A 22,107-nucleotide genomic window follows, 5' to 3' on the forward strand; every position below is an offset into this window, starting at 1 on the left:
AAAAATCATATAGCTGGCTAATGTTTCTATCCAATATATTGTTCGACCTGTTTGATAGCTTTAACGACCTAATGGGGTGTTCATGGAATTGCGTCATCTGCGCTACTTCATCGCCGTCGCCGAAGAACTGCACTTCGGTCGCGCCGCACAGGTGCTGGGGATCTCCCAGCCACCGCTGAGCCAGCAGATTCAGGCGCTGGAACAGGAAGTCGGCGCGCGACTGTTCGAGCGTACCAATCGTCGGGTCGAGCTCAGCGAGGCCGGGCGGTTGTTTCTGGAGGAAGCGCGGCTGGTGCTGGCTCAGGTCGATAAAGCGGCGGACGTGGCCCGCCGCGCGCAGCTTGGAGAACTGGGGGAGCTGAAGATTGGCTTCACCTCATCGGCGCCGTTCAACTCGACCATTCCCCAAGCGATTTTTTCCTTCCGCCAACGCTTCCCGGCGGTGCATCTGAACCTGCGGGAGATGAGCAGCACCATGGTGGCCGACGCGTTGGTGGACGAATCGATCGAGGTCGGCATCATGCGACCGCTGGGCCTGCCGGATTCGCTGAGCGTGGTCGAACTCATGCGCGAGCCATTGGTGGCCGTGCTCAGCTCCAAACATCCGCTGGCGCAGGGCTCTGAAGAGGGGCTGTTCCTCTCGGCGCTGGCCCTTGAGCCGTTCGTGTTCTTCCCGCGCAGTTACGGCAGCGGACTGTATTCGCAACTGATCAGCCTGGCCCGCGATGCGGGGTTCAGTCCGCACTTCGCCCAGGAGGCCGGCGAAGCCATGACCATCATCGGGCTGGTGGCAGCCGGTCTGGGCGTGTCAGTGATGCCGGCGTCGTATCAGCGGATGCGCATCGACGGCGTGGTCTATCGACCGCTGCTCGATCCCGAGGCCGTGACGGCGGTGTGGCTGGTGCAGCGCAAGGACCAGAAATCGCCGATGGCCAAGGCGTTTGTCGAACTGCTCACGCGCAAGGTCGAAGCCGGTTGATCAGGGCAGCCGCACCAGATCACCCTTCAAGGCCACCCGCGTCACAAACACCCCGGCCCGACATTCGTAAGTGTTCAGATCCTTACGCACATGCTGGTCGTAGTAGCTGACGATATTGGTCACCGCATTCGCCCCGACACGCTTGGCCTCGGCTTGCAGCGCAATCAGATTCGACTGCAACACCCACTCGCAGGAGTCGTGATCGCTCTTGTTGAAGCCGTTGGTCTTCAAGTCACTGATCACTCCGCGCTGCAACAACCGCTGAGTGCCTTGAGGCCCGTTGCCGACCAGATAAAACTTCACACTGCCATCCAGCCGCCCGGCGCGCATCGCATCCGACACGACGGTTTCGAACGGCATGTACATCAGATTGGTGGCGTGGCTGGCGCTGGGGAGCAGGCTGAAAAGGGTGGCGGTGATCAGGGCTTTCGCTTGCATGGTTGTCTCCTGTGCCAGGGTGGGTCCTCTAAAACGAGAAATCGCACCCTTCGACCACGTAGTACTTCACCTTAGCCAGATCTTTGTTTAACGCAACGTGACGATCATCCCCATCTGAATTTTAGAAACTGACTCTGAGAGGTGTTGAACCAAGGAGTGGGAACTACAAAATCTCGCGTTATTGCCTACAGGTTTTTCGGAAAACGCTGACTGGCGGGACTTTACAATGAACGTTAATTTTTCTCACTTCGTTCGGCCGCACATAAGGAAGCAAAATCGAACAGTTTTCGCACTGGGACTCTGCCGATTACTTAACAACCGTTGAAGACATTGAGTACTACATGGCAGTTTGTCTGGAGGAAGGAAAAGGGGAGTTCAGATTCTTGAATCAGGCAGTTGCGACAGTTGTACGCGCCTGGCATCGGAACATCGGATTGGAAATCGAAAATTCTCCCCAAAGTGTTTTGTGAGACTCTGAGGATCCTGGGCATCCAGCCATCGCAGAGCCAGACAGGTGACAGGCGATGACAAGCCAACCTGTTTGTGAAAGGGCGCCGAGGCGCCCTTCGTCGTTTCTGAAGGTTTGATTGCATTAACTCCTAAGCCGAAACCTCATCCTGCAATCTGCGCCCGATCACATCCAACAAGTCGCAGCCATCGCGCAACGATGTGACCAATACCTTCGCCAACTCACTGTAAATGCCCTCACTGAACGCCAGGTTTTCGAGAAACTGTGTCGCTGTGCGTATGCGATAAACGGCTATTTCGTGAAGTACGTCAAGTGGTGCTTCAGTGTCGATGAGCAGTGAAGGTATTTCGCAGTCAATTCCGGTGATAGGTCTGTATCGATCCATGACAGAAGAACTCCATTAGGTAAAAGGCGCCAGTATTCGGTGATCAGTGTTTACTGAAATTGCAGGCTCATTTTCAAGGCGGATCAAGATTGTCCAGCACGCGATTGACCGGCAACTCGCTCAGTACGGTGAGCTGCTGAATAGCCAGCGTTACGTTCCGCTGCGGCCCTTCCACCTCGCCCGCGAGATTCGTAGCCATGACATTGAGCGAAGCGAGGTTTTCGCATGCATGGCAAAGCAATGACTCAGTGTCGACATCCGGCAGGATCGTGAAAATGTGGCTGACCGGCTCCGATTTACGCGAGCGGCGGGAGGTAACGGGGACATTAGTTCGGGTTTGGTCGGGCGTGTCTGGATTACGTATGCCTAGGGATTGCGGGTGGTCGGAATCAACTTTTTTCATTTCGGAACTCCCTCTGATTTTTAGTGAATAGCGATATCCATTTCAAGCTATTCATAGGTGCTCGGCGAAGTGCGTGGATAATGAATGTATTTATAACTAATAATTTCGTTTCTATTAATCATATAATTGAACGTTTGTGTAATTAAATGATTCTTTGTAGGTGTCTGTAAGTAAGCTCTCTTAATGTTGTGGGATTTGTCCTATGCATGATGTTTGGTATTCAACGTCGAATTAAACATGCTGCTGTGGATGTACAATTCATTCGCGTATGTCAGCGTTCTGCATGGCTCCGACGAGTAGTGGATGCGTTTCAACCTATCAAGTGATTGGCAGATATTTAATGCATAAGAAAGAAAGGACAGAAAAGCTAAAAAGGAATATTAAGTACCTGATAGAAAGCCGAGGTGAGACAAGAATTTCGCTTTGTAACTCCAGCGGGTTAACCAGGACAACCATCTACAATATTCTGGAAGGTAGAGTAGTTAACGTGCAGCAATCTACAATCCGCAAGATCTCGGATTTTTTCGGGGTGTCTTACAAAGAGATTGAAACTGTTGATTTTGAAGAGCGGGAGATAATTGAATCCACTGTTTCTTTGCACGGGAATATGAATCCAGCCGCCGTGCCGGTCATCAAGGAAAGCTTGTTGCTTCAGAGTTTGGAGAAAAGGATTGGCGAATTGGCTATATCGCACCCTTTGACCTATTACTTCGGAGCGGCGAGTAATCTGATAGGTGTGCTTTTGGAGAGTGAGATAGTCGGTGCCAATGAAGTGGGTGACCTTCTGATAGTTAGGAAAGGCGTATCGATTAGTAGGGGTGAAAAGCTTGTATATGACAAGCGTACTAGAAAACTCACCATCGTCGCCGACTCGGAGTTTGATGCTGATGTACTTGTCATAGGGGAATTGATAGAGGAAAGGTTTAATGTCGGAAAATATTGAGGCTGTAAGCAGCAAATATAAGCTGCTGGGGTTTGAGCCGGATAAGAAGCTCGCTGTAGTAATGGTTGTCTCAACCGGGAAGCTGATTAAGCTGAAATTGGCAGAGCTGATAAAAAGTGATTTGATAGATAATCTCAGCAGAGCCGAAGTCAAAAGTATATACAGGAAATATTATTCTACGAGTACAGCCGTGACCGCCTATGATATGACCGATCGGCATGAGCGATCCTGGATGGTCTACGTTGTATTAAACCTGTTGCTCTTGGTGTTGTATGTGTTCTCGAATATTGGTGCCACGAAGCTGATATATATCGAGCAATTTGACGTCGTTTTAACTCCAGGAGTTTTTCTCTATCCTCTGACCTTTCTTGTTGTCGATATGCTGAATGAGTTGTATGGGTTCAAGCTGGCAAGAAGGGCAATTTTTTTTGGATTTCTGAGCAATGCGCTGATTATTTTATTGTTGAGCGCGGCGAAAATGATGCCGGGAGTGCCGGATTGGAAACTTGATGCACCTTATGGTGAGGTGGTATCGCATGTTTCCTCGGTGTTGTTGGCCTCATCGGTTTCGTTTCTGTTTTCCGAATATATTAATTCATACCTCTTGTGCAAAATTAAGCAGTTGACAAACTCCAGGTATCTCTTTTTGCGTGTTTTTTTTAGTACGTTTTTTGCAGTATTGATCGATAGTGTACTTTTTTGCTTTATAGCTTTTTATGGTGTGCTGGAGAGTGATGAAATATTGTCAATCGTGATGGTGCAAATCACCATCAAGATGTTTTTTGCATTTTTCAATGTTTTTCCCGCGTACGGAGCAAGGTCGCTTTTTAGAAGGTTTGTTGCGGAGAGTAAGGTCGCGTAATAGGCATCAGGGGAGGGGCGTTATTACGCTCCTCCTCCTGTTCTTTGGGGAGTTAGCTTAAGCTTAAGCTCAATCGATATCTCAAACTGTTTGTGAATTTTTTCTTGTTTTTCAGGAAGTCGTCTAGCCCCTTCGAGCGAAGGCTACAAGCATCACATTCCTCACAGCCACTAGCCTTTATTCCGTTATAGCAAGACAGTGTGTGTTCGCGAACGAAATCGAGTTGGCCATGATAGTTGGCCAGCGCCCAGATTTCGGCCTTGGTCAGCCACATCAATGGCGTTTCAAGCTGCAGTTCATATTCCATGCCTAAGTTGATAGCTTCATTTAGCGTTTTAACGAAATCATCACGACAATCCGGGTAGCCAGAAAAATCTGTTTCGCAGACACCTGTAATCACAGTCTGAGCCCGAATTTGATACGCATAAACCGACGCCAGCGTTAAAAACAGAATGTTTCTTCCAGGTACGAACGTGTTGGGCAAATCGTTGCCGGATGAATTGGCGGACGGTACGGGGATGTTGGCACGCGTCAGGCTGCTGACGGTCAAGTCGTTGAGTACCTTCACGTCCAGCACGCTGTGCGCAGTCACACCCAGCTCTTTCGCTAGTCGACGTGCCACGTCGATTTCTGCGCGATGGCGTTGGCCATAATCAAACGTAATACAGTGAATTTCGTCGTACCTCGGCAAGGCATGGATCAAGCAGGTGGTTGAATCCTGACCGCCGCTGAAAACGATAACCGCTTTTTTACGCATTTTTTCGTCCTTGAGGTGTGCCGCTTGATCGCGGCACCACTGACCTTACAGAGTAGAAAATGCGCTGAATGTGGGACGTTTCCGAAAAGAAACGCTGAGCTTTCCTTGTGTGCAGTTTTTTGTGCAATAGATGAAAAAAAGGGCGCCGAGAGGCGCCCTTTGTCGTTCTAGCCGTTACTGAACCGTCGCCAGATCGCCCTTCAACGCTACGCCGGCCATGATGGCGCCCGCGTGGCATTCGTAGGTTTTCGCATCCTTGCGCTCGTTGCTCTTGTAGAAGCTGACGATGTTGGTCACGGCGTTGGCGCCGGCATTTTTTGCGGCCTGGTGCAGGCTGATGATCGCCGATTGCACGACCCACTCGCAGGCTTCCTGGTCGGTCTTGTTGAAGGCGTTGGTCTTTTTGTTGGTCACGGCGCCGGGGCTGACGACGGTAACTTTGCCGGCCGGGGCGTTGCCCGCCAGATAGAACTTCACGCTGCCGTCGATCTTGCCGGTGCGGGTCGCTTCGGCGACGGCCTTGTCGAACGGCAGATAGACCGCCGTGTCACGGGCCTGACTGACGGCCGGCAAGGCGCAGATGAGCAGGGTGGCAGCGAGTTTCTTGAAGTGCATGAAGGTCTCCTTGACCTGGATTAATTCGGTTGGGGCCAGCGGCGGAAGATCAGCGAGGTGTTGACCCCGCCGAAAGCGAAGTTGTTGTTCATCACGTATTCGTGGCTCATCTGGCGGAACTCGCCGCGCAGGTAGTCGAGCTTGCCGCAGTGCGGATCGACCTCGTCGAGGTTGAGCGTGTGCACGTACAGGTCGCGGTTGAGCATCTCGATGCTGAACCACGATTCCAGCGCCCCACAGGCGCCGAGGGTGTGGCCCAGGAAGCTCTTTTGCGAACTGATCGGCATGCGTTCGCCGAACAGAGCACTGGTGGCCAGGGTTTCGGCGACATCGCCCTGTTCGGTGGCGGTGCCGTGGCCGTTGACATAGCCGATGGCGTCCGGCGCAAGGCCTGCGTCTTCCAGCGCCAGTTCCATCGCCCGGCGCATGGTGATCTGTTCCGGGCGGGTGGTGTGCTGGCCGTCGGCGTTGCTGCCAAAGCCGACGATCTCGGCGTGAATGTGCGCGCCGCGCGCGAGGGCGTGTTCCAGTTCTTCAAGTACCAGCATGCCGCCGCCCTCGCCGATCACCAGACCGTCGCGGCCCTTGTCGTACGGGCGTGGCGAGGTGTGCGGTGCATCGTTTTTCAGGCTGGTGGCGTACAGCGCGTCGAACACCATGGCTTCGGTTGGGCACAGCTCTTCGGCGCCGCCGGCGAGCATCAGCGGCAGGCGTCCGAACTTGATCGCCTCGTAGGCGTAGCCGATGCCTTGGCTACCGCTGGTGCAGGCGCTGGAGGTCGGGATCAAGCGGCCGGTGAGGCCGAAGAAGATGCTGATGTTCGCCGCCGTGGTGTGCGGCATCATCCGCACGTAGGAGTTGGCGTTGAGACCTTCGGCCACCGAGTTGAGCAGCATGTTGCCGAACGCCTTGATTTCGTCGGTGCTGCCGGTGGAAGAACCACAGGCCACGCCCATGCGCCCGTCCTTGATCGACTCGTCGCCGAGCAGACCGGCATCGGCCAGCGCTTTTTCCGCCGCGCCGACGGCCAGCCGCGAAACACGGCCCATGCTGCGCAACTGTTTGCGGGTCCAGTGCGCCGGCACCTGGAAATCATCGATGGGCCCGGCCAGGCGGGTATTGAGCTCGCTGAAGCGATCCCACTCGTCCATCCGGCGAATGCCGCTGCGGTTGGCGGCGAAATTGCCAGCGATGGTGTCCCAGTCGCTGCCCAGCGAGGTAATGCCGGCCATGCCGGTGACGACGACGCGCTTCATCAACACAAGCCTCCGTTGACCGCCAGCACCTGGCGGGTGATGTACGACGCTTCCGCCGACATCAGGAAATTCACCGCACCGGCCACCTCTTCAGGCGTGCCCATGCGCTGTGCGGGGATCATTTTCAACAGTTCTTCCACCGGCACGTTTTCATCGAGCATCGCCGTATCGATCAGGCCCGGCGCAACGCAGTTGACCGTGATCTTGCGCTTGGCCAGTTCGATCGCCAAGGCTTTCGCGGCGCCGATCACGCCGGCCTTCGAGGCGCTGTAATTGACCTGACCACGGTTGCCGATCAGCCCCGACACCGAGGTAATGCACACGATGCGACCAGCGGCGCGGCGGCGGATCATCGGCATCATCACCGGGTGCAGGACGTTGTAGAAACCGTCGAGGTTGGTGCGCAACACCACGTCCCAGTCATCGTCGCTCAGGGCCGGAAACGCGCCGTCGCGGGTCAGGCCGGCATTGAGCACCACCCCGTAATAGGCGCCGTGGGCTTCAACGTCGGCTTCGAGGATGACTTTGCAGGTTTCGCGATCCGCCACGTCGAATTGCAGGATGCGCGCTTGGCGGCCCAGGGCCTGGATTTCAGCCTGCACCGCCTGCGCGTCGCTCAGACCACTGCGGCAATGCACGACGATGTCATGCCCGGCCTGAGCCAGACGCAGGGCGATGGCGCGGCCGATGCCACGGCTGGAGCCGGTGACCAGGATGGATTCAGTCATCGTTCGACTCCTTGTTGGTTGCGTCGCGGGATTGTTCCAGATAGTCCGCCGCCTGCGGCGGGCGGAACACGTTCAGCCGGGCGCTGGCCTCGATGCCGGGCGCGTTGATATGGCATTCGAATACGCCCATGCCGTTGTCGTCTTCCAGCGAGCGCAAGCCATGGATGGTCAGTTCGCTGCCGACCGGAAAGGCTGCGACATTGCATTCGAACTTGCGTGTGCCGAGCAGAAAGCCCAGCTCCACCGGGTTGCCTTTCTGCCGCGCATGGCAGCCGGCGAACGCGGCGACGCTTTGCGCCATCAGCTCGACGCCGACCCAGGCTGGCAGGCTGCCGTCGGGCAGGCTGAACAGGCCGCCGGTGCGGACGGTGAGGGTGGTGTGGATCTGTTCGTCGTCAAAGCTCAGGATCCGGTCGATCAGGATCATGTCGCCAGCGTGGGGCAGCAGTTCGGCGAGCGGCCAGTGGCTCATGGGGCGTCTCCGATAATCAGGCTGACGTTATTGCCACCGAAGGCAAACGAGTTGCTCATCAGGTAGCGGGGTGCAATGGACGCCAGGCGTTCGCTTGCGGTCACCCACTTCAGCGCTGGCAGGTCGGGATCGGCCTGGCCATCCCAGACGTGCGGCGGCAAGGCGTGGTCGGGGTTGTCGGCAGTGAGGCTCAACCAGCAGAACGCCGCTTCCAGTGCGCCGGCGGCGCCGAGGGTGTGGCCGGTCATCGGTTTGGTCGAGGAACACGGCACGCCTTCGGGAAACAGGGTGGCGACGGCCAGACTTTCCATCGCGTCGTTGTGCTGGGTCGCGGTGCCGTGCAGGTTCAGGTAGCTGATATCGCCGGCTTGCAGATGGGCTTGATCGAGCGCCTTCTGCATCGATTGCAGGGCGCCACGGCCGCTCGGTTCCGGTGCGGAAATATGGTGCGCGTCGGAGCTGGCGCCAGCGCCGAGCAGGGCGATGCCCGGCCCAGCACCGCGCTGTTTGCTCATCACGAACAGCACCGCCGCTTCGCCGATGTTGATGCCGTTGCGGTTGGCGGAAAACGGATTGCAGCGCTGGTCCGACACCGCTTCCAGCGCACTGAAACCGTTGAGCGTCAGTTTGCACAGACTGTCGACACCGCCGCACAGCACCGCGTCGCACAGGCCCAGATCGAGCAGGCGTCGGGCGCTCATCAGCGCGCGTGCGCTGGAGGTGCAGGCAGTGGAAATCACATAGGTCGGGCCGCTCAGTTGCAGCCAGTCGGCGAGGAAATTCGCCGGGGCGCCGAGTTCCTGTTGCCGGTAGTCGTAATCGGCCGGGAACTGTTGGTCGCGAATGTAGTGCGCAAGGCCTCGGCTGGCTTCGTCGATGCCCGAAGTGCTGGTGCCGAGCACCACGCCGATGCGCTCGCGGCCGTAAGTCTGGATCGCCTGCTCGATGTCATCGCGAATCTGCAACGCCGCTTCCAGCAACAGTTGATTGTTGCGGCTGCGCTGGTCGACCAGCGCCTCGGGAATGGGCGCCAGATCGCCGTGTACGGCGGCCACCGGCAGCTCGCGCTCCGGCACCCAGCCGGACTCGCGGCGCATGCCTGAACAGTCGCCGGCAAACAGGTTACGTGCCACGGCTGGCTTGTCGCGCCCCAGGGCGCAGATCACGCCGAGGGCATTGAGGTAGGCGGTCATGACGTCGGTTCACCGAGTGGCGTTACGCGATAGTGCGGGCCTTGTGGCAGGTTCAATTCGAAGCTCAAGGGTTGGGTGTAACGGATGTCCCAGCGCGCCGGCAGGGAACGTTGGCCGCCCTGTTGCTGCGCCTCGGGGTAGTTGCGCGACAGCTCGCCCGCCGGGGTCAGGGCGAACAGCAGCGCGGCGAACAGCTCCCGTGCTTCCGGGTTGGGCGGCAGCAGGCCGTCGGCCTGCCAGTGCCCGTCGATCAACTGCTGACGGGCCTGGGGAATGCCCAGCGGATCCATCATCGACCAGCGGATGCCGGGCCCTTCGCGCTGAATTACCAGCAACCAGTCTTGCTGTTGCCCGGCCAGGTGACGTTCGATATGCAGTTGCATCGGCAGCGGCAGGCTCGGGTTGCCGGCCGGCAGCGGCGCCTGACTGGCGCAGGCACCGAGCAGCAGGACGCAGGCGAGCAGCAGAACACGCAACATCAGACAGCCTCGTTCAAGGGTTTGCGGGCCACCACGTTGACCAGGGTTTCTTCCCGCTGTCCGAATGGTTTTGGTTTGTGCAATCCAAGCCGTTCGAGCAGACCGAAATCCTTCGACCGGCTCCACCACAGATACGGGTACGAAACGTTCTGTTCGGCGAACTCGAAACCCTGCTGGCGAATCATCTCCAGGTACTGCGCCGCGCTCTTTTGCACGTGCATCGGATGCCGGAACAGCCAGCGAATCACCCACGTATCAATGTAAGCCTCGGTGGACTCGGCGAACAGCAGGTAACCGCCCGGCTTGAGCACCCGATAGAACTCGGCGAGGGCTTTTTCCTGCTCCACCAGATGATGGAAGGTCTGGTGACAGAACAGCAGGTCGACGCTGGCGTCCGGCACATTGAGGGTCGCGCAGTCGCTGCCGATCAGCTCGACGTCGAAGCCCAGACGCGCGGCCTCGGCGGCGCTCAGTTCAAGGCTGTGCGGGTCGGCATCGACGCCGATCAGGCGCTGTGGCGCGAAGGTCTGGCGCAGGTGACCGAACGACTTGCCCTGACCGCAGCCGGCATCCAGCAGCACCGGACTGGCCGGCAACGATTCGCTGAACAGCCCGCGCAGATCGTTGATCGCCACGCGCAACACATGGTGCTGCCAGGTGTGGCTGCGCAGGAACCAGAAGCCGAAGCGGGTTTCCTCGACGTAGTTGTCGCTCAAGTAATTCATGTGTCGTCCCTTGCACAGAGTTCGGAGATCGTCTTCAGCCGACGGCGTGCTTCACTGACGAACGGGTTGCGTTCGTCCCAAGCGTAACCGGCGAGGATCGAGCAGATCATGCGGCGGATTTCCGGCGAGCCTTGCTCGTGGAAAATCACGTCCTGGAAAGTGCCGGCGTACCAGCCTTCGACGTAGCAGCGGAACGTGTCGACCCCGCGTTTCAGCGGCTCGGCGAATTCCCGTTGCCAGTCCACCGTTTCGCCCTGCAACTGTCGATGCAGCACAGCGGCGGCCATGCTCGCCGAACGCATGGCAATGGTCACGCCCGAGGAGAACACCGGGTCGAGAAATTCCGCCGCGTTGCCCAGCAGCGCAAAGCCCGGGCCGTGCAGGGTTTTGACGTTGGCCGCATAGCCACCGAGAGTGCGCGCCGGGGTGTCCCACACGGCGTTGCTCAGAACCTTGGCCAGGCTCGGGGTTTCGGCGATGAACCCGCGCAAACAGGCGTCGAGGTCGGCATCACGACCTGCGAAATGTTCAGCGGCAGCCACCACGCCGACGGAGCAGCGACCGTTGCTGAACGGGATCGACCAGAACCAGATATCGCGGTGCTGCGGATGGGTGGTGATGAGGATTTTTTCACGGTCGAAGCCGGGGTAATCAATGTGGTCTTCAACGTGAGTGAAGACGGCCTGGCGAACCGGGAAGTTCGACGGCGCTTCCAGGTCGAGCAGGCGTGACAGCACGCGGCCGTAGCCGCTGGCATCGAGGACAAAATCGGCTTCGACGCGGTACTCGCTGGCGTCTTCGCGGCGCACATTCAACTGCGGTCGCGGACGTTCGAAATCGACGCTGACAATCGCGTCGCCATAGCGGATTTCCGCGCCCTGCAATGCCGCCTGATCGGCCAGCAACTTGTCGAAGTCGGCGCGTTGCACCTGCAGAGTCGTGGGCTTGCCGGCGGTGAAGGTGTCGCCAAAATCGAAGGCGCTGTAGCGCTCGCCCCAGGCGAATGCCGCGCCGTTCTTGCGCTGGAACCCGGCGGCATTCACCGCCTCGAGCATGCCGGCTTCTTCGACGAAATCCAGGCAATGGCAGAGCAGGCTTTCACCGATGGAGAACCTCGGGAAATGCTGGCGTTCGATCACCAGCACGTCGTGCCCCTTGCGCTTGAGCAATGCGGCGGCGATGGCGCCGGAGGGGCCGGCGCCGATGATCACGACCTGACGGGATTCCATTTCAACGATTGGCACGTGAGCTCCTGGGTACGGCAATAGGGTTCAGCGACGCCCGGTGCAGGCCGATGAAGGCCGGCAGCAGCGTCGCGATCAGACCCATCAGCATCAGCGCAAAGTACAGCGCCGGGCTGATGAGCTGTTGTTGCAACAGCAGGTTGAGAAAAACGATTTCGCTCAAGCCGCGAATATTCAGCAGCACGCTTTCGCGCCAGCGGCTGGCGCCTGCGAACGACGCGCCGGCCCAGCCGAGGCCGAGCCAGTTGCCCAGGATTTTGCTGGCGACCGGCAACAGCAGCAGCGCCGCCCATTGCACGGCGCCGAGGCTGGCGAGGGCGCTGTGCACGTCGATCTGGACGATGCCGAAAGTCAGGATCAGCGGAATCGCGACCCATGTCTGCAAGCGGTTCATCCAGTGCGCCGGGATCGGCAATACCAGTGGCACCTTGAGCGCGGCCATGCACAGCAGATAGCCGATGCCAAAAATCAGCGCGTTGAGTTTGTAGTGTTCGGCCAGCACCAACAGCGCAAAAAAACCGAGGCTGTAGGTCAATGGCCGGCGGATGCCGAACATCCGCAGCAGCACCGGCACGCAGGCCAGCCCCAGCGGCAGCAACAGACTGCTCAGGTGCAGGCTGCCCTGGGCGAGGCCGAACAGCGTCCAGCAGGTCAGGTCGATCAGGATCGCGGTCTGCACCAGACGCCGGGTGGCGGCGGGCGGGTAGTCGATGTGGCGCAGGTACAGGTACAACACCGGGATCGCGGTGATGGCGAACACCAGACCGATGGCCAGCGAGTTGATCCACGGTTGTGTCGGCAGCAGCCAGTACGCCGTCGCCAGGCCGCAGGCGAACGGTACGGCGAAACTCGGCAGGGCGATCTTCACGCTCTGACGGTCCAGGCGCAGGTCGATCACGTCGCTGAGGATGTGCCCCAGCAACAGGGCGAAGCTCAGGCTGTAGAGATTTTTCAACCAGTCCGGCGCGATCAGTGCGGCGCCGTTGAGTTGCCAGCCCGGTTCGATCCAGAAGTACATCAGCAGCGGCAGGCCGAAGCTGGCCAGCAGCAATTGACTGACGATCGGGATCAGCCCGAAATGCCGGCCGACCCGGGTGGCGACGAAGAACAGCGCCAGGGCCATCAGCCAGAAAATCACCACCATCATGCTGCAGGCTCCGTGACGGCAACCGCATGGGTCTGACGCCCAGCCCACGGCGCGAGCATGAAGCTGAACGCCAGGCCGAGGCTCACCGACAGGCCGAAGTTACTCACCGCCGGGGTGCTCGACACCGCCAGCAGGCCGAACGACAGCCAGGTGGTGGCGGCTGCGAGCAAAGTGCCGAGCAGGCTGACGGCCGCGCCGCCGACCTGTTCGCGCATGAGGATCGCGTAGTCGACGCTGATCGCCGTCACCAGCAACAGGCCGAACAGGCTGAACAGGGTCAGCGGCTGACCGAGCCAGCCCAGGCTGGCCAGGCTGCACAACGCAGCGAGCAGCGGTAGAGCAACGATTCGCAGGGCGCCACCGAGACCGAACGGCAGCATCAGCACCAGCACGATCAACACGCAGGACGCGAGTTTCAGTTCCGCGGCGCTGATCTGGGTCTGGGCGAACACCTTGTTCAGATCACCGAGCCGGTCCACCAGCATCACGCCCGGCAGATCCAGCGCCTGCACCCGCAGCAGCGACGGATTGTTCAGGCCTTGCAGGCTGACCATCGCCGCCACGCCGTCCTCGGTCGGCCCCAGCCACAGCGTGCGGTACGGCTCGCCGAGCGGGCCGGCCAGCGCCGCATCGATGTCCTCGGCGGGCAGGGCCTGCAACTGTTGCAGTTCGGTTTGCAGCGCCGCCAGCGGTACGCCGACCTCCAGCAACGGCTGCCAGAATTGCGGCAACTTGCTCAGCGCTTCCCGCACCTGTTGCTGCTGAGCCGGCGGGCTGACCAGTTGATTGAGCGCCAGATAACCCTGCAGTTTGTCGAGATTGATCAGTTGATCCAGGCGCTCGCTCAGGGCTGCTTGCCGTTCCAGCAATTGCTGCTGATCGGCGGCGCGCACCAGGAAGAACTGGCTGGTCGGCTGGTAGCCGGTAATCCGCGCAATGGTCTGCGCCTCATCGGTCAGACGTTGCGGCGCACCGACCCACTGGCGGATGTCGTTCTTGCCCTCCAGTTGCAGCAGGCCGCCGACGCAGAAGGCGATCAGCAGGGCCAGCAACGCTGGCGTCCTGACGTGCTCGAGCAGAGTTTCCCGCAGTCGCACCAGACGCTCGGCCAGTTGCAGCGGCCATTGCGCCGGGCGCAGTTCGACGTTTTTCAGCAGCGCCGGCAACAGGCACACCGCCGACAGGTAGGCGCCGAGCAAACCGGCGGCGGAGAACACGGCGATTTGGGTCAGGGCCGGGAAGGGCGTCCAGGCCAGCGCCAGGTAACCGATGGCGCTGGTGATCAGGCTCAGCGTCAGCCCGGACAGGGTCAGGCGCAACGCCGGCCAGCTGTGCCAGGGCTTGAGGCTCCAGCTCTTGGACAGATAGTGCAGCGGGTAATCCACCGCCACCCCGATCAGGCTGGAGCCGAGCACCAGCGTCATCACATGCATGTGCCCGAACAGCGCGACACAGGCCACCGCGCCGAACAGCATGCCGACCAGCACCGGAATGAACGCCAGCAGCACCCGCCAGCGGCGGAAGGCGAGCAGCAACAGCAACAGGATGCCGATGGTGGCGCCGCCGCCGACCCAGGTCATTTCCCGGGTCGCCTGCTGCTGGCCGTTGGCGGCGTACAGCAGGCCGCTGGCGGCCAGCAATTGCACGTCGGCGCGAGCCGCTTGCTCACGGCTGTGTTGCAGCAGGGCGGCAACTTGCAGCGGTTGATTCATGTCGAAGGCGTTGCCGGTGGTGCGTGCGCGCAGCAGCACCCAGCTTTTGCCGTCGGCGTCGGCGATCAACGCGCCGCTGCCGATGTCCAGTTGCACCGCGCCATGTTGCGGCTGGCTGTTCTGGATGCGTCCGGTCAGGCCCAGCCAGTCGTCCTGACTCGGCACCAGACTGAACCCGGTGAAAGGGTCGAACAACGCCTGTACCCGTTGCTGGATAAAGGCGTCGGGATGTTCGATCAGCAGTTGTCGGTCATCCGCCGAGAGCATCGCCAGCCGTCCTTGCAGCAGTTGCGTGCGCAGGGCCGGCAGATCGGCTTGCAGGTTCCACTGGACCTTTTCGAACAGCCCGCTGGCCTGCCATTGCTCGCCCAGGGTCTGGGCCATGGCGACGGCTTGCTGGCGATCGGCGTGGCCGACCAGCACCAGCATGTCGCGGTTGAGCGGTTCCTGCATGCGTTGTTCGGCGCGCAGTTCGAGGGCGTCCGGGTGGGTGCCGGGCACCAGTTCCATCAGGTTGGCCGACAGCGGCGCGCCGTCGCGCCACTGCCAGGCGCCCAGTGCGACGACAGCCAGCAGCAGGATCAGGAACAGCCAGGGCAGCCTGCGTTCACTCGGCAAAGTCATGTTGCTCCGCGTCGCTCAGAGGTTGGCCGGCAGTGCTGTCCTGCATGCGCAGCACGGTGCTGTCGCCCTGGGTTTCCAGCAGTTCGATGGTGTTCACCAACGTGCCGCCGCTGATGTTGATCTGGTTGAAGACCTGCTTGAGCAGCACCGAGCGCGGGGTCAGGGTCAGTTGCCATTTCTGTGCATCGCCGCTCAGGGCCAGTTCGAAATCCCGTTGCAGACCGCTGCTGTCACCTTGCAGCACCGCCAGGAACAAGCGGTTCTGCTCGGCCCCGGCGCTCTTGTTCGGCAGCAGTTGCCAGCCGGTGGCATCACGCCGGGCGATACCCTTGGCGCTGATCCGGTAATCCTGTTGCAGCGGGGTTTTCAGCAGCCACAGCAGGCCGTGGTTTTTCGCCAGCACGAAGCTGCCCTTGCTGATCAGCGGCTGGGGCAGGGCGCGCAGGTGTTTTTCCTGGGTGAACTGGCCGTGGATCACGTCCGGCTTCGCCAGTTGCTCGCTCAACTGTTGCAGATCGAAGGCGTTGGCCAGCGACGACAGCGTCAGCAGCGCCAGGGCCCCAAGGGATTTCAACCACACATTCATCGCAGCATCCTTTCCACGGCATCGGTGAAGACTTTTGGCGAAGCCAGTTGCATCTCGCGGCTGCTCACTTCGACGGCGACCTGCACGGAACTGGCGCGGGTCAGGCGCTCGCCGGTCTCGGCGTCGGTGATGAGGTAGTTAATCTTCAGGCGGTTTTCCCACTCCACCAGACTGGCGCGCACGTTCAGCCGCTGACCGAACACCGCGCCGCGCACATAGCGCAGTTGCAGGTCGATCACCGGCCAGGCATAGCCCGAGTCGACCATCTGGTTGTAGTTGTGGCCGATCTTGTCGAGCAGTGCGCAACGCGCCACTTCCAGGTATTTCACGTAATGGCCGTGCCAGACGACGTGCATGGTGTCGACGTCAAAGAACGGCACGAGGATTTCCGTATCGGCGTGAAGCACTCCGGCACTACGCATGCAGCCTCCAGTGTTGCTCGGCGATGCGTTGCAGGCACAGGCGCAATTCGCCTTCCAGGGCGCGGTCTTCGATCACCGGCGGGAAGTCCTGGGCCAGTTGTTCATGCATGGCGGCCAGCGACGGTGGCAGCGGACGCGCGTCTGCATCGCGGCCGCGCAGCCACACGCCTTGATTGGCCGCGAGCAGCGTGGCGGCGGCGACCTGTTCGGTCAGCTCCAGTACGCGAATGGCGTCGCGGGCGGCGATGGTGCCCATGCTCACCTTGTCCTGGTTGTGGCACTCGGTGGAGCGTGAGAACACGCTGGCCGGCATGGTGTTTTTCAACGCTTCGGCGGTCCAGGCGCTGGCGCCGATCTGCACGGCCTTGAAGCCGTGGTTGAGCATCGCGCGGTCGGCGCTGGCGCCGGACAGGTTGCTCGGCAAGCCGTGGTTGTAACGTTCGTCCACCAGCAGCGCGAGTTGTCGGTCGAGCAGGTCGGCGACGTTGGCCACGAGGTTTTTCAGGCTGTCCATGGCGAACGCGATATGCCCGCCGTAGAAGTGTCCGCCGTGCAGCACGCGCTCGGCTTCGGCGTCGATGATCGGGTTGTCGTTGGCGCTGTTCAGTTCGGTTTCGATGAACGAGCGCAGCCAGTTCAGGCTGTCGGCCAGCACGCCGAGCACGTGCGGTGCGCAGCGCAGCGAGTAGCGATCCTGCAAACGGTGCAGCGGCGCGGTCGGCGCGTCGATCGCCAGATCCTTGCGCAGCCACGCGGCGACCTGCATTTGCCCCGGATGCGGCTTGGCGGCGAACAGGCGCTCGTCGAAGTGCTCCGGATTACCTTGCAGCGCCACCACGTTCAGCGCGGTGATGCGAGTGGCCAGTTGCAGCAGGTAATCGGCGCGGGCATAGGCCAGGCAGGCGAGGCCGGTCATTACGGCGGTGCCGTTCATCAGTGCCAGCGCTTCTTTCGGCCGCAGCACCAATGGTGTCCAGCCCAGTTCGCGATGCACATCGGCAGCCTGGCGGCGTTCGCCACGGAACATCACTTCACGCTCGCCGGACAGCGTCGCGGCGACGTAGGACAACGGCGTCAGATCGCCGCTGGCGCCCACCGAACCCTCTTCGGGGATCAGCGGCAGAATGTCGTGTTCAAGAAACGCATGCAGGCGTTCCAGCAGTTCTATGCGCACCCCGGACACGCCGTGGCACAGCGACTGCAAACGCGCCGCCAGCACCGCGCGGGTGGCCTGGGCGTCGAGCAGTTTGCCCAGTCCGCAACCGTGGAACGTGTAGAGATGACGCGGCAGCGCCTCGACGTGATGCAACGGCACCGCGACCACGCAGGAATCGCCGTAACCGGTGGTCACGCCGTAGATCACGCCTTCCTTGTCCAGCAGCGAATCGAGAAACCGCGCGCCCTTGGCGATGCGTTCGCGATAAGGCGCGTCGCTCTGCAACTGCACGGGCGCCTGACGGTTGGCCAGGGCCAGCACGTCTTCGATGCGCAAAGGGCGTTCGCCGAAGGTGACCGGCTCAGGAGTTGGCGTTGTCATCGGTTTTCCAGAATGGGTAAAAGTTGAACCATTGGCACGGTGCTTCGAGGCAATAGTGACTCAGGCGTTGCGCATAGCGGGTGGCCCACTGATGAATGACCTGTTCGCGCTCGCGGCGTGACCACACCACGGCGTCGGCGAAGGGTTCGAGGGTCAGGCGATAGTGGCCGTCGGGCTGTTTCAGGCACATCAGCAGGTTGACCGGGCATTTCAGCAGGCCGGCCAGCAGCCACGGCCCTTGCGGGAACGGCGCCGGGTGGCCGAGAAAGTCCACGGTCACGCTGCGCCCGCCATGCAGCGGCACGCGGTCGCCGGCAATCGCCAGCCACTCGCCGCGCTCCAGGCGTTCGTGCAGTTGCAGCATGATCACCGGGTCCAGTTCGCTGACCTGGATCAGCCGCAGGTTGGTCGCGCCGGCCTCGCCCAGCAGCCGATTGAATTGCTCGGCGTGCTTGGTGTGCACCAGCACGTTCATGGTGACCTTTTCGCCCAGCTCCGCCAGCGCCCGGCACACTTCGAGGTTGCCCAGATGCGCGCCCACCAGCAGTTGCCCGCGACTGCCGCGCAACTGATTACGCAACAGCGCCGGGTCGATGATTTCGATCTGCTCGATCTTCAGCTTGCCATTCCACACGTCGAGCTTGTCGAGCAGCGAATCGGCGAATGCCATGAACTGACTGAACACCCGCCACCGGGTCGGGCGCAATTCGTGGCGACCGCTCCAGTCGGCGAGGCGCTGCTGATACTGCCAGGCACTGCGCCGGGCGGTGCGACCGAACAGGAAAAAGTACAGGACGATGCCGTACAGCAACGGGCTCAGCAGGCGTCGGCCGAGGACCTTGGCGGCGAACGCGGTGAATTTCATGAGCAGAAAGCTGCCGCGTTCCTCGCGGTCGGCCCAGTGCTTCTTGTCGGTCTCGACGGTCATGCGCGCCACCGTCGCCAGAGGATCACGGGCAGGCGCAGCAACATGCCAAAGAACAGGCGCGTGTGCATGCTCGAGATCAGCACGTTGTCGTGGAACAGGCGAAAGTGCGACACGCCGTCCAGCGGGTAATGCACGCTGGTCTGCAACCAGCGCATCGGCTGATTGCGCCACGCCAGGCGCACCAGAATGTCCGAGTCGAAATCCATGCGCTTGCCGATCCGCGCCGAGTCGATCACGCCCAGCGTCGGTTGCAGCGGATACACCCGGAAGCCGCACATCGAGTCGCGGATCTGCAGCGACAGGGTGTTGATCCACACCATCACGTGGGTCAGATAACGCGCATACAAACGGCCCTTGGGCACGCTGGCGTCGTACAGCGGATAACCGCAGATCAGCGACTTGGGGTGAGCGCGGGATTCTTCGATGAACCGCGCGACATCCTGCAGGTCATGCTGACCGTCGGCATCGACCTGCAAGGCATGGCTGAAGCCCAGTCGCGCGGCTTCACGCAGACCGGTCATCACTGCGCCGCCCTTGCCCTGATTGGCAGTGAGGCGCACCAGATGAACCCGCTCGCGCTCGGCCAGCGCGTCCAGCACCGCCGCGCACGATTTGCTGCTGGCATCGTCCACCAGAATGCACGGCAGATCCTCGGCGAGCAGGGCGTCGACCACCGTGCCGATGGCGGTTTCGTGGTTGTAGACCGGGATCACGGCGCAAGGATTATGCATCGCCAGCCCCCAGCAGAATCCGCCCGCTGGAGCAGGTGGCGGTGTCGTTGCGGTAGGCGAAATACAACTTGCCGCGTTCCGGATCGAAGCGCAGGTGCAACTGGACTTCATCGCCGGGGCGCACCAGTTGCTGGAACTTCAGCACTTCCATGCCGGCGAACGCGCCGGGCAGGTTCAGCAGTTGCCGACCCAGGTTCAGTGCCCATTCGACCTGTACCACGCCGGGCAGCACCGGGGCCTTGGGGAAGTGGCCGCTGAAATAGGCCAGATCCGGCGGAACGCTCAACTGCAGGTTCCATTCGCCCTCGGTTTCGGCCTGCTCCAGAATCTCCGGCGCTTTTGGCCGTGGCGCCAGCAGCAGGGCTTCGACGTCGGCCTGAGGCAACTTGCCCTGCGAGTTCAGCGGCAACTGTCGCAGCAGGCGCCAGCGGCGGGGCAGGGCCAGGGCTTCGCAGTGGTCGCCGAGATGACGGCGCAGGGTTTCGGTCAGACTGCGCCGACCGTGTTCGCGCAGGGCAAACAGGCCCGATTCGCTGAGCACCAGCAGAGCGCCGAGGGACGCGCGGTTTTCCTGCACCACGCCCAGACGCGCTTCGGCGACCCAGTCGTGGGCCACCAGCGCCTGTTCTAGCATCGGCAGAGAAATACGTTTTTCTTCGAGTTTGACGATCCGGTCGAGCCGTCCGAGCAATTCAAAGCGGCCATCGGCCTGAATGCGTGCCGCATCGGCGGTGTGTTCGACATGCCCGGCGGGCAGGTAAGGCGAAGCGATCAGCAGGGCGCCGTCGCTGTCCTGGCTCAACTCGACACCGGCAAACGGCTGCCACAACGATTCGCCCTGGCGCCAGGCGATGCCGCCGGTTTCCGAGCTGCCGAGGATTTCTGTCGGCCACTGTCCCAGGCGTTGATGCAGGCTTTGTGCGGCGTCTGCCGGCAGTGCGCCACCGGAGGAAAACACCCGGCGCACGGCGCTCAGCGCCGGCCAGTCGAGGTTGTCGCCCATACGTTTGAGCAGCGCCGGACTGGCGACCCAGGCAAAGGTCGGGTGTTCGCGGCTGGCGCGTTGCAGGTCTTCCGGGAAGGCCAGTTGCTTGCGCAGGAACGGACGCCCGGCGCACAGCGGCCACAGCACGCGGAACAGCAAACCGTAGATGTGTTGGGTGGCGACGCTGCCAAGAATGCAGGCCTCACCGAGATCGGCGCCCCAGAGTTGCTCAAGGGCTTCGACTTCGTTGGCCAGTTGCCGCAGGGATTTGTCGATGCGCTTGGGCTCGCCGCTGGAGCCGGAGGTGCACAGGCTCAGGCGGCACTGGTCGAGGTCCAGTTCGGCGGCGGGCAGGGGCGGTTGCAGCAGATCACTCAGGCGGGCGTCATCGGCATGGTCGGTCAGCCACAGATCGACGTCGTTCGACCAGCGCTGACGGGTCTGCGCTTGCAGATCCGAAGGCAGCAATACGCTGACCCCGGCGCGCCAGGCACCGAGCAGGGCGATAGCCAGATCGGCGGCATCTTCAAGATGCACGGCCAGACGCTGCACGCCCTTGGCTTGCAGACCGGCGGCCAGGCCCAGGGCCTGTTCGCGCAGTTGTGCGTGATCGAGTGCCGGTGCGCTTGTTACAGCACGCGCCGGCAGGGCCTTGAGCAACAGCTGCTCAAGTTTTATCCAATTCATGGGCGACCTCTTACCCGTTGTCGTATCAGCCATTCAATGGCAAACATCAGGCCGATCAATCCGTAGGAGATCAGGCCGGTGTACAACATCCACCAGTTCAGCGGCGCCCACAGTGTCAGCAGGGCGGCGCACAAACCGTTGCAAAAGAAAAACACGCTCCAGGCCACGGTGACCTGGCGGGTGTAACGAATCGCCTTGGGCGGCAGTTGCGGCTCACGCAGGCGCGCCAGACGCTCGACCATCGGCGGGCCGTATTTCAGGCTCAGGCTGAACAGCACCAGCATGAAGCCGCTGATCAGCACCGGGTACCAGCGCAACAGCAAAGGGCTGTCGAACACCGCCAGCAGCAGGCAGAACACGATCGCCACGAAGGCCATCCACAGGCTGCCGGGCTTGCGTTCGCCGGTCAGCGCCCGGGCCAGCCACAGGCCGCCCAGCAGTAGGCCGAACTGCCATGGCGCGAAATGCTCCATGCCGAAATACACCGCAAAGGGATACAGCAGGCCTGCCAGCAGCAGGCCGAGGCCGATCAGTCGGCTCATGCGGCCGGTTGAACCAGACGGTAGACCGCCTCGACCACGTCGCTGACGGTGCGCACCGACTTGAATTCCTCGGCGGCGATTTTCTTGCCGGTCTGGCGCTTGATGTGATCGATCAGGTCGACGGCGTCGATGCTGTCGATTTCCAGATCCTGATACAGGTTGGATTCCAGGCTCACGCGGGCCGGGTCCAGTTCGAACAGCTCGACCAGGGCATCGCGCAGGGTGTTGAAAATGTCGTCACGAGTTTGCATGGTCCGG

General features: G+C 61.0%; 25 protein-coding genes. 3 read left to right on the top strand and 22 right to left on the bottom strand.

Annotated elements, in window-relative coordinates:
- The first annotated feature begins 82 nt into the window (after positions 1-82).
- Positions 83-979 carry a LysR family transcriptional regulator gene (locus K3819_RS02050; RefSeq protein ID WP_039766450.1) on the top strand — a complete coding sequence of 299 codons (897 nt, stop codon included), beginning with the start codon at positions 83-85 and terminating at the stop codon, positions 977-979.
- Here K3819_RS02050 and K3819_RS02055 read toward each other — a convergent pair whose 3' ends face one another.
- The 3 genes from K3819_RS02055 to K3819_RS02060 all read right to left on the bottom strand — a co-directional run bounded on the left by K3819_RS02055 (position 980) and on the right by K3819_RS02060 (position 2,674).
- On the bottom strand, positions 980-1,417 hold the full coding sequence (locus K3819_RS02055) for an excinuclease (RefSeq protein WP_221398532.1): 438 nt from the start codon (positions 1,415-1,417) through the stop codon (positions 980-982).
- A gap of 599 nt (positions 1,418-2,016) precedes the next feature.
- Positions 2,017-2,271, bottom strand: a complete 255-nt coding sequence (locus tag K3819_RS29340) for a hypothetical protein (RefSeq protein ID WP_108559205.1) — start codon at positions 2,269-2,271, stop codon at positions 2,017-2,019.
- A gap of 73 nt (positions 2,272-2,344) precedes the next feature.
- A complete protein-coding gene (locus K3819_RS02060; protein ID WP_221398533.1) occupies positions 2,345-2,674 on the bottom strand; it encodes a DUF6124 family protein in 330 nt (109 codons plus the stop codon).
- A gap of 340 nt (positions 2,675-3,014) precedes the next feature.
- Between K3819_RS02060 and K3819_RS02065 the strand changes: the two genes are divergently transcribed.
- Together K3819_RS02065 and K3819_RS02070 are read left to right on the top strand one after the other, a co-directional pair.
- Complete coding sequence (locus K3819_RS02065; protein ID WP_221398534.1) at positions 3,015-3,617, top strand: helix-turn-helix domain-containing protein; 603 nt, start codon at positions 3,015-3,017, stop codon at positions 3,615-3,617.
- Positions 3,601-4,479 carry a queuosine precursor transporter gene (locus K3819_RS02070; protein WP_221398535.1) on the top strand — a complete coding sequence of 293 codons (879 nt, stop codon included), beginning with the start codon at positions 3,601-3,603 and terminating at the stop codon, positions 4,477-4,479. The genes K3819_RS02065 and K3819_RS02070 overlap by 17 nt, the downstream gene beginning before the upstream one ends.
- Before the next feature lie 52 nt (positions 4,480-4,531).
- On the opposite strand, the gene queC is transcribed toward K3819_RS02070, so the two are convergent.
- The 19 genes from queC to K3819_RS02165 all read right to left on the bottom strand — a co-directional run bounded on the left by queC (position 4,532) and on the right by K3819_RS02165 (position 22,100).
- Positions 4,532-5,236: a 7-cyano-7-deazaguanine synthase QueC gene (queC, locus tag K3819_RS02075; RefSeq protein ID WP_221398536.1), complete on the bottom strand. Its 705-nt coding sequence runs from the start codon at positions 5,234-5,236 to the stop codon at positions 4,532-4,534.
- Positions 5,237-5,410: 174 nt separating this feature from the next.
- Entirely contained in the window at positions 5,411-5,851 is a 441-nt protein-coding gene (locus K3819_RS02080; protein WP_085648021.1) for an excinuclease, read from the bottom strand.
- 20 nt (positions 5,852-5,871) lie between these two features.
- Positions 5,872-7,107 (bottom strand): beta-ketoacyl-ACP synthase, encoded by a 1,236-nt coding sequence (locus tag K3819_RS02085; protein WP_085648022.1) that lies wholly within the window; start codon positions 7,105-7,107, stop codon positions 5,872-5,874.
- Positions 7,107-7,835 carry a 3-oxoacyl-ACP reductase FabG gene (fabG, locus tag K3819_RS02090; protein WP_221398537.1) on the bottom strand — a complete coding sequence of 243 codons (729 nt, stop codon included), beginning with the start codon at positions 7,833-7,835 and terminating at the stop codon, positions 7,107-7,109. The genes K3819_RS02085 and fabG overlap by 1 nt, the downstream gene beginning before the upstream one ends.
- Entirely contained in the window at positions 7,828-8,307 is a 480-nt protein-coding gene (locus K3819_RS02095; protein WP_064592921.1) for a hotdog family protein, read from the bottom strand. Before K3819_RS02095 ends, fabG begins: the two co-directional genes overlap by 8 nt.
- A complete protein-coding gene (locus tag K3819_RS02100; protein ID WP_221398538.1) occupies positions 8,304-9,500 on the bottom strand; it encodes a beta-ketoacyl-[acyl-carrier-protein] synthase family protein in 1,197 nt (398 codons plus the stop codon). Before K3819_RS02100 ends, K3819_RS02095 begins: the two co-directional genes overlap by 4 nt.
- Positions 9,497-9,979, bottom strand: coding sequence for a hypothetical protein (locus tag K3819_RS02105; RefSeq protein ID WP_085648026.1), 483 nt, complete (start codon positions 9,977-9,979; stop codon positions 9,497-9,499). Before K3819_RS02105 ends, K3819_RS02100 begins: the two co-directional genes overlap by 4 nt.
- A complete protein-coding gene (locus tag K3819_RS02110) occupies positions 9,979-10,704 on the bottom strand; it encodes a class I SAM-dependent methyltransferase (protein ID WP_221398539.1) in 726 nt (241 codons plus the stop codon). The genes K3819_RS02105 and K3819_RS02110 overlap by 1 nt, the downstream gene beginning before the upstream one ends.
- The gene (locus K3819_RS02115; RefSeq protein ID WP_221398540.1) at positions 10,701-11,948 is read right to left on the bottom strand and encodes an NAD(P)/FAD-dependent oxidoreductase; all 1,248 of its coding nucleotides are present in this window, start codon (positions 11,946-11,948) and stop codon (positions 10,701-10,703) included. Before K3819_RS02115 ends, K3819_RS02110 begins: the two co-directional genes overlap by 4 nt.
- Positions 11,935-13,095 (bottom strand): sodium:proton antiporter, encoded by a 1,161-nt coding sequence (locus K3819_RS02120; RefSeq protein ID WP_221398541.1) that lies wholly within the window; start codon positions 13,093-13,095, stop codon positions 11,935-11,937. The genes K3819_RS02115 and K3819_RS02120 overlap by 14 nt, the downstream gene beginning before the upstream one ends.
- Positions 13,092-15,431, bottom strand: a complete 2,340-nt coding sequence (locus K3819_RS02125) for an MMPL family transporter (protein ID WP_221398542.1) — start codon at positions 15,429-15,431, stop codon at positions 13,092-13,094. Before K3819_RS02125 ends, K3819_RS02120 begins: the two co-directional genes overlap by 4 nt.
- Positions 15,415-16,017: an outer membrane lipoprotein carrier protein LolA gene (locus K3819_RS02130; protein ID WP_221398543.1), complete on the bottom strand. Its 603-nt coding sequence runs from the start codon at positions 16,015-16,017 to the stop codon at positions 15,415-15,417. The genes K3819_RS02125 and K3819_RS02130 overlap by 17 nt, the downstream gene beginning before the upstream one ends.
- Positions 16,014-16,439: a thioesterase family protein gene (locus tag K3819_RS02135; protein ID WP_064592936.1), complete on the bottom strand. Its 426-nt coding sequence runs from the start codon at positions 16,437-16,439 to the stop codon at positions 16,014-16,016. Before K3819_RS02135 ends, K3819_RS02130 begins: the two co-directional genes overlap by 4 nt.
- Positions 16,432-17,976: a histidine ammonia-lyase gene (gene hutH, locus K3819_RS02140; protein ID WP_163973891.1), complete on the bottom strand. Its 1,545-nt coding sequence runs from the start codon at positions 17,974-17,976 to the stop codon at positions 16,432-16,434. The genes K3819_RS02135 and hutH overlap by 8 nt, the downstream gene beginning before the upstream one ends.
- A complete protein-coding gene (locus K3819_RS02145; RefSeq protein ID WP_221398544.1) occupies positions 17,957-18,904 on the bottom strand; it encodes a glycosyl transferase in 948 nt (315 codons plus the stop codon). The genes hutH and K3819_RS02145 overlap by 20 nt, the downstream gene beginning before the upstream one ends.
- A complete protein-coding gene (locus K3819_RS02150) occupies positions 18,901-19,635 on the bottom strand; it encodes a glycosyltransferase family 2 protein (RefSeq protein ID WP_221398545.1) in 735 nt (244 codons plus the stop codon). The genes K3819_RS02145 and K3819_RS02150 overlap by 4 nt, the downstream gene beginning before the upstream one ends.
- Positions 19,628-21,307 carry an acyl-CoA synthetase family protein gene (locus K3819_RS02155; protein WP_221398546.1) on the bottom strand — a complete coding sequence of 560 codons (1,680 nt, stop codon included), beginning with the start codon at positions 21,305-21,307 and terminating at the stop codon, positions 19,628-19,630. The genes K3819_RS02150 and K3819_RS02155 overlap by 8 nt, the downstream gene beginning before the upstream one ends.
- The gene (locus K3819_RS02160) at positions 21,304-21,849 is read right to left on the bottom strand and encodes a membrane protein (RefSeq protein ID WP_011332105.1); all 546 of its coding nucleotides are present in this window, start codon (positions 21,847-21,849) and stop codon (positions 21,304-21,306) included. The genes K3819_RS02155 and K3819_RS02160 overlap by 4 nt, the downstream gene beginning before the upstream one ends.
- Complete coding sequence (locus K3819_RS02165; protein ID WP_007947135.1) at positions 21,846-22,100, bottom strand: acyl carrier protein; 255 nt, start codon at positions 22,098-22,100, stop codon at positions 21,846-21,848. Before K3819_RS02165 ends, K3819_RS02160 begins: the two co-directional genes overlap by 4 nt.
- Positions 22,101-22,107 lie beyond the last annotated feature (7 nt).

The sequence above is a fragment of the Pseudomonas sp. 3-2 genome (assembly GCF_019710535.1).
Taxonomy (GTDB): Bacteria; Pseudomonadota; Gammaproteobacteria; order Pseudomonadales; family Pseudomonadaceae; genus Aquipseudomonas; species Aquipseudomonas pharyngis.